We start from the raw sequence: 18,693 nt of genomic DNA, 5'->3' as shown, positions 1-18,693 counted from the left end.
ATACCATTTTAGTTACCATTTACTATGCTTGATTACTGATTTTATTGGTTTTTTATAGATCCGTCATTGTCTTGCAATGGCGGATTTATAAATATCAACTAGGGCTTGTCATCAATTATTGTTGATCTAAAGTGAGTTATACTGCAGTGGTCAACTAATTTAGGACAAATGATCAGAGGCTTTGGTTGTAGTATCGTTTCGCTTTTTCTGCTGGTGGCAAATAGTCATTGAATGCATGCGGTCTTATGGTTTGATAATAGTCCCAGAGATAATCAATTGTATACGGCTTTGAATCTAAACCTATGCCGTAAGAAAAGAAGACGACTGCCAGCACGCAATCCACAGCCATCACGTGTACCAAAGGCATTAGGCATTGATATTGGTACCAGCATCCCATCCTTGAGAGTGATTCGGTATCTTGATCAGTTGGCTCAGTGGCATGGCTATCCTAAGCAAATTCGTGTGGATAATGGCAGTAACGGCAGTTGACTAAGCCGATATTGACTGCCATTAGTGGTCGTTAATAACGTCAATATTTGGCGAATCTTGGTGCAAATGTTTTCTACAAGAGCGGAAGAGTAGCGATCTTCTTGATAAGTTGTTACTAAGTGCAGAGCATGTTGTCCATTATCCAGTATATTATCCATAATTTCAAAATGTAGACCAAACATCGAATTGTCTTTTATTGGTGGTATTTGCGTATAGCGAACACTACCGCTAGAAGTGTCTAATGACCCATTTAGAGCATTGTTTGAATGAATATGAATATAGACATCGAATAATAGCCCATCGTCTGTGCTCATACCAAGTGACTTTTGAATAAGATCAATGGGAATATCAGCATAATTCACTGAGTCATTAATAATGAAGGTGATGTCATTGAGTAGTGACTCAATAGATTGATCAGCATCGAATAAGATACGATGAGCAACCATCGTTGTAAAATAGCCTACAGTGTCAAAAAATTCTGGGTCAGTACGACCTGATGCTGAGGTGCCGATGACGATATCTTTTGCATCACTGTGTATATATAAAGATAATGCAATAGCGGTATAAATAACACTAAACAAAGATGAACCAGACTGTCGAGCAACCGTCAAAAGACTCTTATAAGCAGATGTGCCTAAGTCGAGATTTATCCATTTTGCTTTGGTTGATAACACGTTGGCTACTGCAGCTTCGCTATTTGGATCAGCAAGGGTTAGACCCTTAGGTGCACCGCGTAGCATCTTAACCCAATAGTCAACGTGTTGCTGATTAATGCCTTGTTTTTGCTGCAACATTGCAAAGTCATTTATATTACCTGCTGCTGTATTCCAATGCGGCGCTTGACTGTTTGTACGAACTCTATAGGCGTAAGAAAGATCTTTCATGATGGTGTTTAAAGACCATTCATCAATGACCATGTGATGTATGAGTAAGGACAAAACTTGCGGTTCGTTTGGTGTGCTGGGCAAAAAACGAATCCTTAGTGGCAGCTCACATAAAAGTTCAAAACGGTAAGCAGCTTCATCAGCAAGCGTCACACCTTGACTTTCATCACTGAACCAAAACCACTTATACCGCTCTAACTCTTGGATTGGAATAATACGTTGTGTGGTTACATCCTCTTGTGTTTGAAACATCGTACGCAGGCTGGCATGACGCTCGACAATATCGATAAAGGCTTCATAGAGTATATGTTCATCAACCTTATCAGAAAAAGCGATAGCAAATGGTAAATTGTATATGGGACTAAAATCGTAATTAGTATAAGCGTGCCATAAAAACTGCTGTGCTAGCGTCAAAGGCGCTTGTGCCTCATGCTTAAAAGTAGCACTACTGTCGTCTTTATTGTCACCAATGTTGCTATTAACAGAATTAAAATCACGGGTATTGACACCTGCAAGTGCTATATCAGTATGATTAGTAAAGACATATTGTGCTAGCGCGGCAGCCGAAGGCGATTTAAAAAAGTCATTAAATACAATTTCAATACCGTGAGACTGCATCAGCTTGCCGATGATACGAGTGGCCAACAGTGAGTGCCCACCATAATCAAAAAAGTCATCATGCTCAGTCATACTAGGCTCTGCAAGAGTGGCACGAAACTCTTGTAAGATGATGCTAGTGAGTTGATTTTTATTCAGTAATAAATCATTCGACCTAGTCTGTTTGTCTATAAAGCTGGTATCAATCTTTGTTAGGTTAAGCGTGTTTTTTTCTTCCATCTGCTCATTGTAATGCTGCTGTATCGCTTTGATTATATCGGTCAGTTGGCAAATCTGATCGAGTATTGGATGCAGCTCTAAAATGAGCGCAATGTCATTTTTAGTATGGATGATAAAGGATTGAAAAGGCGGGTTAGATGCTGCATTCCAAGGTATTTTTTTGAGATTAGAGACATATTTATGGAGGTCGAGGTCATCTAATCTTAAAGTGTGTAAGCAACATTTAGCAGAATCATATTTATATTTGCTCAGGTCGCCATCTTCACTAAAGTAGTATCTGACATTCAAGTCCGGTATACCCTCAATACTATTTTCAACTGCTTGTATCAGCCTCGGATTATCGGTATTGTCGCCTAGAGTCCAAACGCCAACATGACGTGTGACCTGCTCAGGTTGCTGTAACTGTTGCATCCAAATTTGTTCTTCATAGTCGCTAACGGGCATAAGCGTATTGGTATTTAAGATCGGGTTCTGTGCCGACATATTTTTTCCTATTTAATCGTATTAGGTAGCGCATCGTTGCTATAATTTTAGCTATAGGTAATTACTTTTGTCTATTAAATTATCTCCAGTTATCAATAGCTTATTGTTATCTTATATCCTGTTCATTGACGCGACCTTCTCTATATAGATATGTATGATATCGATATAACTGGTTAGAATCCCGTTTTTACAGGCAGTGCATTAAACAAGCTGTTATATAGATATATCAGCAAATTTTTTAACTTTAATCTAAATGATGTTGATTATTATTATCATTATCGTTATAATGCGGACTATTGTCAAGAATATTAATACTGCCTATAAGATATCAAGAGACAGCTTGCTTGCTCAGACATCTTTATAGCAGCTTGATAACAACCTGCTGGCATACGAAATAATAATGAGGTTAAGTATGGTCTTATCTGCAATTAGTGAAAATCGTCTTGATCGTTTTTGGCGTTATTGTTTAGAAAATCAGTATTTCAATATTGGCTATCCTGAGTCTGCAGATTTTGATTACGCTTCTTTATACCGATTTTTTGATTTTTCTTTAAACAATTGCGGGGATTGGGAATCACCAAGTAACTACGCTTTAAACTCATTTGAGTTCGAAAAAGAAGTCATGAGTTACTTTGCTGGTTTGTTTCAAATACCTTTTCAGGACAGTTGGGGCTATGTCACAAATGGCGGAACTGAGGGGAATATGTTCGGTTGTTACGTAGCAAGAGAGCTGTTTCCAAATGCAACCTTGTACTACTCAGAACAGACACATTATTCAGTTTTAAAGATTGTTAGATTATTAAGAATAAAATCCTGTGTCGTTGACTCGTTAGAGAATGGCGAGATAGATTACGATGATCTTATTCGCAAAGTAGAGAATAATGGAGATAAAAACCCCATTATCTTTGCCAATATTGGAACGACTATGTTTGGCGCTACAGACAATATTAGAATAATTCAACAACGCTTGCAGGATATCGGCATCAAACGTCAAGATTATTATTTACATGCAGATGCTGCCTTGAGTGGCATGATTTTACCCTTTGTAGATAGCCCTCAGCCGTTTTCATTTGCAGACGGCATTGATTCAATCAGTGTCTCTGGACATAAAATGATTGGCTCACCGATGCCTTGCGGTATTGTCGTTGCAAAACGCAGAAATGTAAGTCGTATTGCAGTAGATATTGATTATATTGCAGCACGAGATCAAACCATTAGCGGCTCTCGCAATGGTCATTCTGTTTTAATAATGTGGGCTGCTATTCGTAATCATTCATTTTTACAGTGGCAGCAACGTATCCAACATTGCTTAAAAATGGCGCAATATGCTGTCGAGAGATTTCAAGCAGCTGGGGTAGAGGCGTGGCGAAATCCCAATTCTATTACTGTAGTGTTTCCTTGCCCTTCTAAAAAGATTTGGAAAAAGTACGGTTTGGCAGTCTCTGGCTCTAGTGCTCATCTGATCACGACAGGTCATCATAAAGACAGTCGAAAAATCGATGCTTTGATTGAGGAAATGGTCGATAGTCTACAAACAACCGCTCAAGCCAGCTAAGGCTAATCTAGCCGCTATATTCTTCACATTTTTACATTAAAGTCACTGGCTGCTAAAGCTTGGTGACGAATATGAGTGTTGGACAAAATCTATGAAACTGACAATTCGCGGTCAATGGGAACAAGAATGAGTGCGTTGAATTTATACAGCTTAATGACCAATCCATTGATAACACCAGCTTTGCGACCTGCTTTACCTAAGCTTCTTGCTGGGACAGTGCTGTCATGTATTTCAGGTTTGGCTATGTTAGGAGCGCTTTGGTGCTTGGTTAGATTAATTGGTGATATCTCTTTGCAGTGGATCTTTACTGCTACGTTGTTATGGTTAATAGGAGCTGTATTAATAGCAGCCTCATCGTGGTTGGCTCATGATGCAGAGGCAGCCTTTTCTGCCAAATTGCGGCGTCAAGTTGCCAATCATGTGACCCGCCTACCAGCGATCACACTAGCTAAACAAGGCGATCACGCTTTACGCCGTTTAGTATCCGATGATATTGCAACATTACATCATATGGTAGCTCATCTGCCTTCAGAAGTTGCTAACTTTGTGGTCTTGCCCTTGGCCTCGATTTTATTGTTGGTGAGTATGGTAGGGTCTATGGCGTTATGGGTCTTACTCCCTGGTGTTATCGCCTCATTATATTACTTGGTTATAGTTCCAAAAGTCACTACACGAGATGGGGCAGCGCGAATGCAGGTAATGGGTGAAGTGATTGCGGCGGTAGATGATTATGCACGAGGCATTCGAGTCAACCGTATCTATGGTAGACAATCTGGTGCTTTGGCAGCGTATCATGATTCGACCAAACGCTTCACGGATAGTATGGTCATGTGGGTGGGTAAGGTTGCTACCTTAGCAGGCATAGCGGTGGCTTTGCTACAGGCGGTATCAACATTTGCGATTGCGTATCTTGTTTCCTATAACGAGGGTGCAACCACTATTGCTGCGACACTATTTTTCAGTTTGGCAGTGGTCAACCCCGTATTACGCTTAGGGCACGGGTTGGATTATGTGAGCGCAGGGAAGTCAGCGGCGGCTAGGCTAATAACATTATTGCAGCAGCCTACATTACCTAAAGGTCAAGTGAAACAGGTAGAAATGCCATTAACACTGACACTTAAAAATACCAAGGTATCTATAGATAACGTACAAGTCATCTCTGGACTAACACATACTTTTAAAACAAATAGTGTGAATGCAATAACAGGTCCTAGTGGTGTGGGTAAAACCACTTTACTACGTGTACTGGCTGGACTTGAGCCACTACAGTCAGGACAGGTGCAGTTGTCCCAAACCCATCTGTCTCAATTAGATGAACAAGCCAGACACGCGCTTTTATTGTTTGTACCACAAGGCGGGCAAGTCCTGCCAGCTACCGTAAGAGAGAACTTAACTCTGTTTGTGCCTAATGCTACGGATGAACAACTTGAGGCGGCTCTAGAAAACGCGCAACTTACTATAAACCTTGATACCAATACTCAATCGCTCTCAGGAGGCGAGCGACAACGTATCGGTATTGCAAGTGTGTTTTTATCACCAGCGCCTATCATATTACTCGATGAACCGACAAGCGCGTTGGATCAGACAAAGGCGCTAAAACTGCTCGAAGCATTGACACAATTGGCACACGATAAAGAAAAAACGATCATTATGGTCACACATGATAAATCACTGGCAGAAAAGGCCGATGCGCAATTAGAGCTGACACTTAACACTGATTCAAAGGGTTTATCATGAGTCTTGCTATTAAAACAGTGCACCAAAAATCAGTATCCCCATTACCATCTGTTGCTCGTCGACGCTTAATGAGCGTAGGCATCGGCTGGATAGTGGTTGCTGCATTAGAGGCGGTTGCCTACACAGTATTGGCCTTTGGTATTGTTTATCATAGACCGCCTATATGGATTATGATTAGTGCAGGTATTGCAATTGTCGCTACAGTATTGGTGAATCGTTCGGGCTATCTGACAGGCGTGCGACTGGCAGGAGATTTGTATGCCGCTTTGGGGCAGTCACTTGCTCGTACCAAACTGTCATGGTTTACCAACGAACATCGTACCCAAGTAGCGACGATTGCAGGTCAGGGTATACCAGGATTTATGAGTATTCCCGCGCATCAGCTCCAAATTTTTTTACACGCACCCTGTATTCCACTGTTTTTGGTTTTTGGTCTTGGTTTGCTTGCTGGTGTCAAAGTGGCTTTGGTAGCCGTTGTATTACTCGTATTGTCATTGACTATACAAGTGTTGTCACAGCAAGTCCTAAGCCGCGCTGATGCGAAACGGCATAAAGCAGAAGCAAACGCCTCTGAGGCTACACTTGAATGGGTTGATCATATTGAACTGCTGAGAACAGCGGCAGGTCCAATCCGCGCGATAGAGCGTCTGGAGCAGCGCTGGCGTGTTCAAGAAAATATGTTAAGAAATACCAATAAGTCATCCGCTACAGCGATATTTCTCTCAAATTTAGCGAGTGTGCTACCTATGGCGGGCATTGCTATCTATCTAATTGTTATGGGGCTTGATAGCGCTGTAATGGTATTGGCGGTGCTGGTTTTGGTCGGTCGTGCTGCTGCCCCGCTTGGCGAATTGGCGCTGGCAGGGCTTGGCATTAATGATTTTCGTGCTTCTTTAAAGAGCTATCAGCAAGTAATAAACACACCCGTGCTATCAGAACCTACCATTACAGTACCTGCACCTACTAGTTATAACATTAGCGTTTGTGCAGTGAGTCATATGCCAAGCTTAAAGAATATCAATACTGATATACCAGAAGGCAGTCGGGTTTTGGTGACGGGCGCAAGCGGTGGCGGTAAAAGCACATTGCTTGAACTGTTGATGCGTTTTAATGATCCAGAACAGGGTCACATCTCGATGGGCAATATTAAGCTCAATGATATGCCGTATGCCACGCTTGCCGCTAATATTGCCTACGTGGCGCAAGACCCAATTATCTTTACCGGGACGCTGGCTGACAATATTCGTATCGGTAATCCACAAGCATCAGATGATGAGATTGCAGCCGTCGCTCAAAAAGTAACATTAGGCGCTGTGGTTAACCGCGCGCCTGAAGGTATACATCAGTCAGTAGGGCAGCAAGGCAGCGCCTTATCTGGAGGCGAGCGCCAGCGCGTAGCATTAGCAAGAGCCTTAATCAAACAAGCACCAATCTTGATATTAGATGAAGCCACTTCTGCTTTGGATGAAAAGACAGAGCGAGATATTGCTAGTGTCATACGGTCGTTGTCCACGACAGTTATTGTAGTGACGCATCGTGATGCTTCTATTTGGCAGCCAACGCAGACGATAGTCTTAGATGGTGAACGTGCTCTTACGCTATAGTGAATAAGTTTTATGCAAACAGTCGATGCTTATAATATGTTTTGTTTACCCCCAACTGGCAGTAGTTCTGCTATCTATATGCCATGGAGACGAGCGGTAGATACCTTGAGCAAGACTCATATTAACATCATACCGATAGAGTACTCAGGTCATGGCATCAAGCCTAACGAGCCGCTGAGTGATGACCCAAAATTACGACAAGCGTCCCGTTAGTGACATTTTGTGGCACAGATGAACCAGATATCCCAAATCAAGTCATGATGAAAGACTGGCAGCAGCACTCAGAGAGGTTTCTGGGCTCTTATACGCTTGAGGGTAATCACTTTTATTTTTTGAATCCACACTCTTTGAGGCAACTGCTTAAAACGATAGAGGCTTGCTTGATATATGAAATCTAGCCTTATAAATAGTGAGGTGAGTAGCAGCACAGTGTTATTGGTACTAAAAATACAACAAGTAATGACTATAGAGCAGCACATAGTTATTGAGCATACTCCATTGTTTTTGGCTCATCATTCACTACATAAAATTTCTATAACACTGCTTACTGAAGATTTTGAGATAGATAAGTTGTATCAATATTTTAATATCGCTTTATCGGAGGTACTCACACACGCATCTAAAAAGCGGCGCTTGGAGTTTTTTGCAGGTCGCTTATCTGCCAAATTTGCATTAGCGCCATTCGGTTTAGAAGATGCGCAAATACCAAAAGGCGCCAAGGGTGAACCATTATGGCCAAATAATATTTGTGGCAGTATCAGTCACACGAGCACTAAGCATTCATCTACTGCCGTTGCTTATGTTCAGAAAGCCAAGGCAAAATTCCAAGGAGTAGGTATTGATATAGAAGCCAAAAAAAACAATGCTTATTTTAAAAATGAAACGCTATTGCCACTTGCCTTTTTAAATGATCAAGAACAAGCACATTTGTTAGAGGGTAAGGAGCCATACAGTTACTTAATCATTTTTTCAGCAAAAGAAAGCATTATTAAAGCCGTTTACAATAAATTCAGTATATTTCTGAGCTTTTTTGATATCAAATATATAAGAATGAAGGATAACTTTGTTGAATTTACCGTACCCGCGCTGGATCAGCATATCTATAGTGTAAACGTCAAAGTATCGTTTTATTTCACCCAAAACAATGTAATTACTATTTGTACAGAGATTCCTACTTTGATTATATAAGATGGGCTGCCCATTAAACCATTGTAAGTTTATATCATTTTGAAAGAAGGAGTTAGATGTAGCCGTATATAAATTTATATAACCCACACCAGAACACAACCTATATATGATAATAATTATCAATATTAAAAATATTATCATTATTAATAAGGTGAGACAGTATTCATGACTTCACAAGACTATCTACAAAACCCATTGAGCGATCTAACGAAAAAAGATTTTTCATGTTTTTCAACCAATAACTATTATCTGGAAGCTACGGAATTTTCGCACACTTTGACGACACCTGCATCAGACATGAATGAACTCAATCAAGATATCGATGCATGTTTTAAACAAATGGAAGATGATGGCTACAAGAGTCCCATATTGATAGGTGCAATACCTTTTGATACCACTAAAAAGTCTCTTTTAAACTTTTACCGCAGTTATGACAAGTCAGATAAAAAACCACAAAGACTTAACACTATAAAAAATGAAACACAAATTGTGCGAAAGTCTTTACTGATTGAGCAAGGCAAATTTGAAAGCACTGTTCACCAAGCTTTAGAGGTTTTTAAAACGACAGCGCTTAAAAAAATAGTATTGTCTCAAGCCATTGATTTTAGTTTTGATGGCACACAAGATTTAACAGCCTATATGAGAGCTTTGCTAGAACAAAATCCCACTGCCTATAATTTCGTAATACCAGTTGATAAGCATCAATACCTTTTAGGGGCAAGTCCAGAGCTGCTGTTATCTAAAAGCAGTCGAATGGTTAAGAGCAATCCTTTGGCAGGCTCCAGACCAAAGCTTGAGAACATAGAGCATAATCAACAAAATCAACGAGCATTATACGATTCAGTTAAAGACCAAAACGAACACCAAATCGTGGTTGAAAACATATCGCGCAATTTAATATCTGACTGCGTTGAGCTTAAGATTTCTGAGTTTCCAGACATTTTAGAGACCTCTACAATGTTTCATCTTTCTTCAACACTACAAGGCACACTTAAAGAAAAATCGCCGAATGCACTGAGTCTAGCCCTAAAACTACATCCGACCCCTGCTGTTTGTGGCACACCAACACCACTTGCCAAGAAATTCATATTAGATAATGAGGGTTATGACCGTGGCTATTACTCAGGGCTGGTCGGTTGGATGGATGCAGAAGGCAATGGTGAGTGGGTTGTGACGATTCGTTGCGGGTTGTTGAATGATTCAAGCTTACGTTTATATGCGGGTGCTGGTATTGTTGAGGGGTCTAACCCAGAATCTGAGTGGCTAGAAACACAAGCCAAAATGAAAACCATGCTTAATCTATGTCATTCATAGATAACAATAGGGTTTACGGGTGTATCCCATTTAAGGAGTGGTAAGATGGCTAAAAAAACGGCGTGGGTTGTAGGTGTCAATCAAGGTATTGGCCTTGATGTCATGCAGCGTCTTTTAACAGAGAAAATTGAGGTGGTTGGCATAGATAAATTAAAAGACAATTTGCCTGAGGCGTTACAGCAGCGGGTGCATACTTGTGACATTCGTGATGAAGCACAGATTACTAAACTTTGTGATATGCTATTAAAGGTAAGTCCACCTGATTATTTTATTCATGTGGCGGGCATTTTACATGTCGCAAAACACCATGATATATCTTCTGATAACTGGAGGGATACTTTTGCTGTTAATGTATCTTCGACATTCCATTTTCTTCAAAAGCTAACGCCTTATTTTAAAGCAAAAAGAAACGGAAATATTGTCGTCATTTCATCAAACTCAGCCCGCATGCCACGATTGAATATGTCAGCATATGGAGCATCAAAAGCAGCATTGACTTATTTTGTGAAAACAGCCGCGTTAGAGCTTTCTGAATATGGCGTGAGAGTTAATATCGTCTCGCCTGGCTCTACGAAAACTGCCATGCAAACACAGCTATGGTCAGATGATAAGGGTGAGCAGCAAGCGATTTTAGGTAATTTATCGCAGTATAAGCTGGGGATACCGTTACAAAAAATCGCGCAGGTACGGGATATTACTAACGCGGTCATGTTTTTTATCAGTGACCAATCCTCTCAAATCACTATGCACGATTTGGTCGTCGATGGTGGAGCGACTTTAGGGTGTTAGACTTTATACATCTACAATATTTAGTGGGGTTGATGAAAAACAAGGTCTGCATTTGCAGACCTTGTTTTTGTAGTAATTTACTTTAGGTTGTACTGCATTTTTTAATCACATCTTCAATAGTCTGACAGGCCACCAATGAATAAAAATCCATAGAAATGTTTAGTCGCTCGGCCAATTGAGTTGCAATTTTCATAAGCTGTTTTGGTTTGATATGTAGTGTCGAAATAGCCGTTTTATAACCTGTAGTATTTATTTGGGTCTGATATTCTGGTGCATACTGTTTAAATAAGGTTAAGACGTAAACGGCGATTTCTGATGACGCGACTTGATGACTCAAATGATTGGGCGTACGAATAGAAAGAGAAGCGTTGATAGCAAGCTTTGCTTGAGCAAATATACGCAAGCTTTGACGATCGACTTTATTATTCGCTGTTAAAGGCAACTCTTTTATTACTAAGAACTTAGAGGGAATATGTGAGGCTGGTAGATGTATTTTTAGATGCTCTTTTAACTGCAGTGCATTCAAGTGCTTATGGGGTGTGTTTGAATCAATTGTATACATAGCGATCAATTCATCGATATCGGTTGTAGGGTGCGTGCAACTCATCACTACTGCATTATGGACCATAGGATGTTTGGCTAAGATATTTTCAATTTCAGTAGCAGCGATTCTTACGCCTTTGACTTTTAGATATCCTTCTTCACGTCCTGAAAAAACAATAGTGTTATCAGTTCGAAAATAACCCAAATCACTCATTCGAAAAGCAGACTCGGTGTCATTACGAGGTGTTTCAATACTAACAAAGTCTGAATGGTATATTTCTCCATTACGCAGATAGCCATTAGCTAAGTTAATACCCGTCATATACATGTTGCCAATTTCGCCTACAGCACAGGGATTTTGCTCCTTATCAAGGATAAAGTATTGATTACCTTCTAATGGTTTGCCATAGGGAATAATGTCTTTGTCATTTTCATCAATTTCGTGCCATATGCTCCAAATCGTTGTTTCTGTTGGTCCACCTAAAGAAAATAGTCGAATATGAGGAAGCTTTGTTCTTAGCTGAGCAACCAATGCAGGTTTAATATAATCTCCGCCTTGGGCAATTAAGCGCAAGGTAGTGAGTTGTTTGGTATGTCCAACAGTGAATAACATATCTACGATAGCAGGAACACTGCACCAAATAGTGACTTTATTGGCAGCAACCAGTTTGGCCCATTGAACAGCGTCCTTTTGCTGGACCTCAGTTGGTATGACTAGCGTTGCACCAATAGATATTGATGCAAAAATATCGAATACCGACATATCATGATGAAAAGGCGTGAGCGCTATGAACACATCATCAGAGCAGATGTTCCAGTGCTGAATGGTCTGCTGTAAAACATGGGCAGTGGCTTGATTGTTCAAGACCACACATTTTGGTGTACCTGTGCTGCCAGAGGTATACAGGTAGTAAGCGGGCAGGCGATCCAAAGTATAACCAAAATGATGATCTGTAAGGGCTATTGGCTCAGGGTTTTCAAGCAATTTATTGATACAAAGCGTAGGTATCTGATGTAAGGGCGCTGTACTCACGGCAATGTCTGCGCAACTGTTTGATAATAAGTAGGCAAGTCTTGCTGGCGGCGATGCCATGTCTATTGGCAACCATACAATACCCATCAACGCGCAGGCAAGCGTCGTGTAAATATGTTCAGGGCCTTTGGGTAAACAAATAGCGACTACTGATTCAGCGTTCAATCCTTCTTGCTCAAATGCTGATATCAGTGTTGCAACGTCTTGACCCATTTTATAATAGCTGATGTTATTTTCATTGAAAACCAATGCAGTTTTATGACTGTTTTTGATAAACAGGTTGTTTTTAATCGCCTTAAGATAGTCACATAAAACGATCTTGGCAAGAGCTGTCTCTTGTTTGTTTTTATAAGGTGATGCTGTTGTCATTGCATGCTCATCTATTTTTCATACGCTTTGTGGTCTCTGAGCGAAATTTGCTCAGCCTGTAGGCCATAGGACTAGGGCGTATCTCTATTTTAAAATGGTGATAAACGTTTCAATTAGGGACATGCCCTAGAGCATATTTTATCTGTTGATTATGTTTGGTCAGGTTCGGCTTTTATACTAGATATTATTGCTGGCGTGCTTGTATTAACGCCCACCAGTTTGAAAGTGTTGGGTTACGAGCAATATCCTCAAAACCAATGTCAATACCGTAAGATTTAAGCTCAGAGGCAAGCTGCATAATTCTAAGGGAGTCTAGACCATAGACAATTAAACTTTCATCTGGGTCAATCTCTTCGTCTTCTTCGATAAGCTGTTCAACTCGTGTATGTAGCCACTGTTGTGTTATTTTTTTCGCAGTGCTGTCTATTAACGTGCGGGTGTCTACCACTTGACCACAGCGTGAGGATACATACGTTAGCGCCATTTGATGCTCCTTTTCTGAGAAGTCGGCAACAGCGTCGCCAACCAAAAAGCACTGAACATCGCTCATAAATGCATCTATTGCAGTAACCATACATCCAATATGTGCATAGACCCCACCAACAATCAATTGGTCTCGATTCCAGCTGTGCATAAGTTCACGCAAGTCTGAGCGCGCAAACGCACTATAGCGCCATTTATTTAAGACAATGTCACCTTCAGCCGGTGCGAGTGAATCCACAATAAGCTGTTGATCTGGCGTAGAGGCGGGCAGTCCTGTTCCCCACATATCATTGAGTAGCGCACGATCTTCAGCCGGCTGCTCATAGGGCTGGGCGGTGTATACAACAGGTATATTGTGTTCATGTGCCCATCGGCGAATTTGAGCTAAGTTTTGTAGTAGGGTAGCGATAAGTTGACTATCGGGCGCATAAAAATTAATAAAATAGCGCTGCATATCATGAATCAATAAAACGGCACGTTTAGAGTCAGGTTGCCAATCTACTTTATTGTTAGGATAGTTTGCAGGTTGAGGCATCAAATAGTCAGAAATTTTTGCAATTGTCATGTTGAACTCGCTATGGTTTTTAAGATAATTAAAGTGGTTAAGTGTTTTGTTGACTAAAGGTTACGAAGGGCTTTTTTATCTGTCTTTCCAACAGCGGTTAGCGGCATCGAATCAAGCCATTTAAAATGATCAGGTATTTTGTACTCAGCAATTCCATGCTGTAACAAATAGCGTCTGAGTGTTGACGGTCTAATATTAGGATGACGAGCAACAATGTAGGCACAACTTTTTTCACCAAGTCGCGCATCTGTGACCGAGACAAGTGCGGCATTTAGAACATCAGGGTGCGCTAAAATGAGATTCTCAATCTCTTCAGAGGCAATTTTTTCTCCACCACGATTGATCTGATCTTTGACCCGTCCTACTACCTGCAAATTGCCATCAGGCGTACGCTTTACTAAATCTCCAGAGTGATAAAATCCATCGTCATCAAATGCCTCAGCATTATGTTCGGGACTTTGGTAATAGCCACGAAAAGTATAAGGTCCGCGAGTAAGTAACATACCTGCCTTTCCGTCTAGTACAGCGTTGCCTTGCTCATCGACAATGAGTACCTCGTCATCTGGGCTTATCGGACGGCCTTGGCTCGTGAAAATTTGCTCATCGGAATCTTCTAGGCGTGTGTAATTAACCAGTCCTTCAGCCATGCCAAAAACCTGTTGCAATTGGCAGCCAAATAGTTCTGGTACCTGCCGCGCTAAAGATTCTGAAAAATTAGCACCGCCTACTTGGATTAACTGCAATGTATCTAAGGTATCCGCGTATTTCGGAAATTGTTCTATCCAGGCAATAACAGCGCTTGGCACCAATGAAGCCATCGTGACGGCATGTTTTTTAATGATAGAAAAACAGCTTAACGGTTCTGGGTCAGGAGCAATAACGACACATCCTCCACTATCAAATATACCGAGCGCACCAGGAGAGCTCAGCATAAAGTTATGAGCAGCAGGTAAAGCACAAAGCAGGCGCGTGTCTGCATTAAGCTTGCAAATATCAGCACTGGCTCTAACGCTATAATAATAGTCATTATGCGTACGTGGAATCAGCTTGGGCGTTCCTGTACTACCGCCTGACAACTGAAAAAAAGCCACTTCATCAGCCGGTGTCGGTGTATAGGTAATATCACTCGTATCTATCGCCTCCATCCATTTCGACAAATCAAACGCGCTTGAGTCATCATCGAGCTTTAATATCAGCTGTGGGTTCAATTCAGCAGCATGGAGACCTTCAACAAAACGGTTGTTTTTAAAGACTTCATGATTGTTTGAAACAATTAGAAGTTTTGGTCGGATTTGGTTGCAAAAGTTGCGCAATTCATACTGCCGATGGGAGTGCAGTGCATTGAGTGGTACGACACCGATTTTTAATAAGGCAAAAAAAACGATATAAAATTCTGCTGTGTTTGGCAGCTGTACTAAAGCTGTATCACCTATGCCGATTCCTTCGGCTGCTATACGGGTTGCTAGATTTGAGGACAAGCGCTCTAATTGAGCATAACTAAACTGACGATCTTTACAGATAATAGCGGTAGCCTCAGGGCTTTCTGCACAGGTCTTGGACAAAATTTGCGTGAGCGGTTTATTGATCCAATAGCCTTGTGCTACGTAATGCTCAGCCTTGTCTGTAGGCCAACGATGAAAGTTAACAAATGGTTTAGTCATACTTTTAAAATCCTAAAGGCATAGTTCTTAAAAACTGAAGGCGTGCGTCATAGCCCTATACATAGCGTTTATATATTTAGCAATAAATGTTTGCAATTGTCAATGATAATGATTATCATTGCTGATATGTTGGTACATTGCCTTATATATATTATTTTGTCAACTGAGTAACGCACAATGAGTGAATTAACATCAATGCAAGCAGCATGTTGGTTTGGACGTATTACCGAGTCTGAGCTTTTGGGAGGGGTGTCTGGTCATCTCTATGTTGAATTTGATGGACAGTCTATTGACGTACAAAGGCTAGAGGCGGCCTTGCAGCGTCTACATTTGGAGCATGCTATCTTAAGAATGCATCTTAGCTTAGATGGCACGCCTACTATTGCGTCATCGGTATCCAAAACATTGCTCGAAATTGAAGATTTGACTACATTAAATAACCAAGAACAAGCGACATATTTGAATCATAAGCGTGAAAAATGGACACACCAACAGCTAAATTTAAGCATTGGTCAAACAGCAAGATTTTCAATTAGCTTACTTAATAAAATAGACTTTCGTTTACATATTGATACGGATATGATAGCAGTAGACCCTTCTAGTTTCTGTCGACTCATGGAAGATTTAGCGTTATTTTACAAAGACATAAAAGCACCTTTGGACCCTATTCCTTCATTCTTTGACTGGCATCAAGCGGTTGGTTCAGATGCTCAATTAAAAGAGCGACGTCATAGAGATCGTGTGTGGTGGAAATTGCGCCTTCCTGATATTGCACCCATACCTGTATTGCCTTTGACTGATACAGCATCAAAGGTAGCTCAAAGCCATCGATTCAGTGAGTATCTAACAGATAGCGATTGTGAGTCGTTACAACAGCTGGCGCGCCATCAGAAAATCACGTTCTCAAATATGATGTTAGGTCTCTTTGCTTACACACTCAGCCATGCCACTCAAACATCATTTTTTCGGCTCAACGTGCCTACTTTTTGGCGAGCACCGCTTGTAGAGAACGTCGAGCGATGTATTGGTGATTTTGCTAATTTTGTCATTGTCAATGTGGACGCTCAGGTCGCTCAAAATTTAGCTGAGTTGTGTCAGAACATAGCAAGTCAAATGATTGAATTGCTAGCGCACTCTCATTACGCTGGTGTCAATATCATGCGTGATCTATCTCGTTATCATGGTGATACACAACTTACTCCTGTTGTCTTTACTGCAGCCTTAGACTTACCAAAAGGTGCTTTGTTTTCTAAAAATGTAAGAGATATTTTTGGTCCAATGAATTGGACGATTTCTCAAGGTCCACAGGTTGCCTTGGATGCCCAAATAACGAGGGTTGATGATGGTTTGCTTATTAATTGGGACATACGTTTAGATGCTTTGCCAATAGATTGGGTAACGTCATGGTTTAAGACGTTTATTGCTCTTTTAAGAGAAGTCATTAAAAGCCCGATAGTTCTCGATGTGGACTTTGACAAAATACAATCGACTACCTGTCATGAAGAATTAAATAAAAGCGTCGAACTTGATAAGTTGGCAGCTAGAGACAAGCCCTGCGGACAACCATTATCAGCTATGCAGCAGGCCTATCTATTAGGACGTACGACACAGCTACCTCTTGGCGGTGTCGCTATGCAGGAGTTTCGAGAATATTATGGTCGTATGGATAGAGCGGTACTAAAGCGGCGGCTAATTAAAACAGTTACGCGTTATGACAGCCTACGTACACATGTAGATATTCCCAAGTTACACCAGTTCGTCAGTGAGGACATCGTCCTTAACCTTACAGAGGTTGATCTTACTGAGGTGTCGTCTGAGAGGATTTCTACTTATCTAGATTCGTATAGAGACGCTTATACTCACCAGCTTTTTGATTTCAACAAATCCCCTTGGGACATCACCGTATTTCAATTAAGGGATGGTTTTTTACGTGTGTTTTTCCGTTTTGATGGGCTTATCCTAGATGGCCGATCTATTGCATCCATCATCATTGAACTGTTTGAAGGACAAACTATTACGCAAAGCGTAGCAGAAACGCTCTCGCTCACAAGCGATGAAAAGTCTGAGAGTGACTTACGCGCAGCAGATATGCAATATTGGCATAAAAAGCTGTCTTGTTTCAACGAGATGCCCCATTTCCCATGGATCAAACCACTCAATCAATTAGGCGTTTCCCAATTTAAACGTCAAAGTTTAATCGTACCAACGAACACATTTCGTCAGTTGAGCAAGATAGCTGCTAAGCAAGGCTTGTTTAAGAACTCCATCATTATGGCATTAATCCTAGAGGTGCTATCGCATTTGTATACTGAGCCGTCTATACAGGTCGCTGTGCCTGTTTTACCCTTATATTCAGGGTCACTCTCAAATCACTCGACTTTTATTGCTATCCAATGGCTGGCGAGTTCAACGAATTTTCCCGATCGGGCGTTCGGATTACAAGCCGATGTGCTTGAGGGATTACAGCACCTTCATTTTTCAGGTGTGGATTTGGCGCGTTTATTATTTGAAAAATATAACGCTGCACCTGTCTTACCTATTGTAATTACTAACGGCTTATCTTGGCCCGTGCTGCCAGACACTAATCCTATGCGTTTGGAAAATGGACTCACACAAACGCCACAGATCGCTATCGATATTCGCTTTAGTACTCAACATGATGGTGCGCTTGTTTTTGATATTGATTATGTACCTTGCGCAATAGCGGCTACAGACATCAGCCATTTCTTGCAGTTGATTGAGCAAGCGATTCATCGAATTGTATCTTCAAGAACGCTTGATTTTAAAGTTGAAACCTATTCACTAACCCATTTAAAAGAGACTTGCAATCAAAAAGCCACTGACGAGAAAAGCGTGAATAAGAGCGCAGAGATTGGTCAAAATACGTTATTGAGTATTTATTTAGATACCATTTACCCATCATGTAGCCAATCACAATATCCGTCAGCTGTTCAATCTGCTAATAAAGCTATGAGCCTTATAAGTATGGGACTACGTCCTCAGCATTTAAAAACCATTTCAAAGCGTCTATACGCTACCTATGGCATTGAATTGTCTCCAAAGCAGCTGCTGTACTGTCAAAATATCAATGAAGTCGAAAGACTATTACAAACATCAGAACAATCAATATTTAACAATTAACCGTTTTTTAGTAGAGAC

10 protein-coding genes and 2 pseudogenes are annotated in these 18,693 nt (G+C 40.9%); 8 read left to right on the top strand and 4 right to left on the bottom strand.

Annotation, left to right across the window (positions count from 1 at the left end; all coding sequences use genetic code 11):
• Nucleotides 1-443: 443 nt before the first annotated feature.
• Nucleotides 444-2,621: a condensation domain-containing protein gene (locus ACZ5XY_RS11130; RefSeq protein WP_464743881.1), complete on the bottom strand. Its 2,178-nt coding sequence runs from the start codon at nucleotides 2,619-2,621 to the stop codon at nucleotides 444-446.
• Nucleotides 2,622-3,105: 484 nt separating this feature from the next.
• On the opposite strand from ACZ5XY_RS11130, the gene ACZ5XY_RS11125 reads away from it, so the two are divergent.
• The 7 genes and pseudogenes from ACZ5XY_RS11125 to dhbA all read left to right on the top strand — a co-directional run bounded on the left by ACZ5XY_RS11125 (nucleotide 3,106) and on the right by dhbA (nucleotide 10,880).
• Complete coding sequence (locus tag ACZ5XY_RS11125; protein WP_464741668.1) at nucleotides 3,106-4,248, top strand: histidine decarboxylase; 1,143 nt, start codon at nucleotides 3,106-3,108, stop codon at nucleotides 4,246-4,248.
• Nucleotides 4,249-4,374: 126 nt separating this feature from the next.
• Entirely contained in the window at nucleotides 4,375-5,985 is a 1,611-nt protein-coding gene (locus ACZ5XY_RS11120) for an ATP-binding cassette domain-containing protein (RefSeq protein WP_464741666.1), read from the top strand.
• Nucleotides 5,982-7,589, top strand: a complete 1,608-nt coding sequence (locus ACZ5XY_RS11115; RefSeq protein ID WP_464741664.1) for an ATP-binding cassette domain-containing protein — start codon at nucleotides 5,982-5,984, stop codon at nucleotides 7,587-7,589. The genes ACZ5XY_RS11120 and ACZ5XY_RS11115 overlap by 4 nt, the downstream gene beginning before the upstream one ends.
• Before the next feature lie 12 nt (nucleotides 7,590-7,601).
• Nucleotides 7,602-7,987: pseudogene (locus ACZ5XY_RS11110) on the top strand (hypothetical protein).
• Complete coding sequence (locus ACZ5XY_RS11105; RefSeq protein WP_464741662.1) at nucleotides 7,977-8,777, top strand: 4'-phosphopantetheinyl transferase family protein; 801 nt, start codon at nucleotides 7,977-7,979, stop codon at nucleotides 8,775-8,777. The pseudogene ACZ5XY_RS11110 and the gene ACZ5XY_RS11105 overlap by 11 nt, the downstream one beginning before the upstream one ends.
• A gap of 165 nt (nucleotides 8,778-8,942) precedes the next feature.
• Entirely contained in the window at nucleotides 8,943-10,091 is a 1,149-nt protein-coding gene (locus ACZ5XY_RS11100) for an isochorismate synthase (protein WP_464741660.1), read from the top strand.
• Between the two features lie 45 nt (nucleotides 10,092-10,136).
• On the top strand, nucleotides 10,137-10,880 hold the full coding sequence (dhbA, locus tag ACZ5XY_RS11095) for a 2,3-dihydro-2,3-dihydroxybenzoate dehydrogenase (RefSeq protein WP_464741658.1): 744 nt from the start codon (nucleotides 10,137-10,139) through the stop codon (nucleotides 10,878-10,880).
• 82 nt (nucleotides 10,881-10,962) lie between these two features.
• Here the strand turns inward: dhbA and ACZ5XY_RS11090 are convergent, their stop codons facing one another.
• The 3 genes from ACZ5XY_RS11090 to ACZ5XY_RS11080 all read right to left on the bottom strand — a co-directional run bounded on the left by ACZ5XY_RS11090 (nucleotide 10,963) and on the right by ACZ5XY_RS11080 (nucleotide 15,534).
• A complete protein-coding gene (locus tag ACZ5XY_RS11090; RefSeq protein WP_464741656.1) occupies nucleotides 10,963-12,825 on the bottom strand; it encodes an AMP-binding protein in 1,863 nt (620 codons plus the stop codon).
• A gap of 184 nt (nucleotides 12,826-13,009) precedes the next feature.
• Entirely contained in the window at nucleotides 13,010-13,873 is an 864-nt protein-coding gene (locus tag ACZ5XY_RS11085; RefSeq protein ID WP_464741654.1) for an isochorismatase family protein, read from the bottom strand.
• Between the two features lie 53 nt (nucleotides 13,874-13,926).
• A complete protein-coding gene (locus ACZ5XY_RS11080; protein WP_464741652.1) occupies nucleotides 13,927-15,534 on the bottom strand; it encodes a (2,3-dihydroxybenzoyl)adenylate synthase in 1,608 nt (535 codons plus the stop codon).
• A gap of 118 nt (nucleotides 15,535-15,652) precedes the next feature.
• On the opposite strand from ACZ5XY_RS11080, the pseudogene ACZ5XY_RS11075 reads away from it, so the two are divergent.
• Nucleotides 15,653-18,675 (top strand): annotated as a pseudogene (locus tag ACZ5XY_RS11075) (condensation domain-containing protein).
• Nucleotides 18,676-18,693: the final 18 nt, after the last annotated feature.

This window comes from Psychrobacter sp. GTC18467, assembly GCF_055397455.1.
Note: the sequence above shows the minus strand (reverse complement) of the source record. Positions and strands in the feature narration are given on the sequence as shown.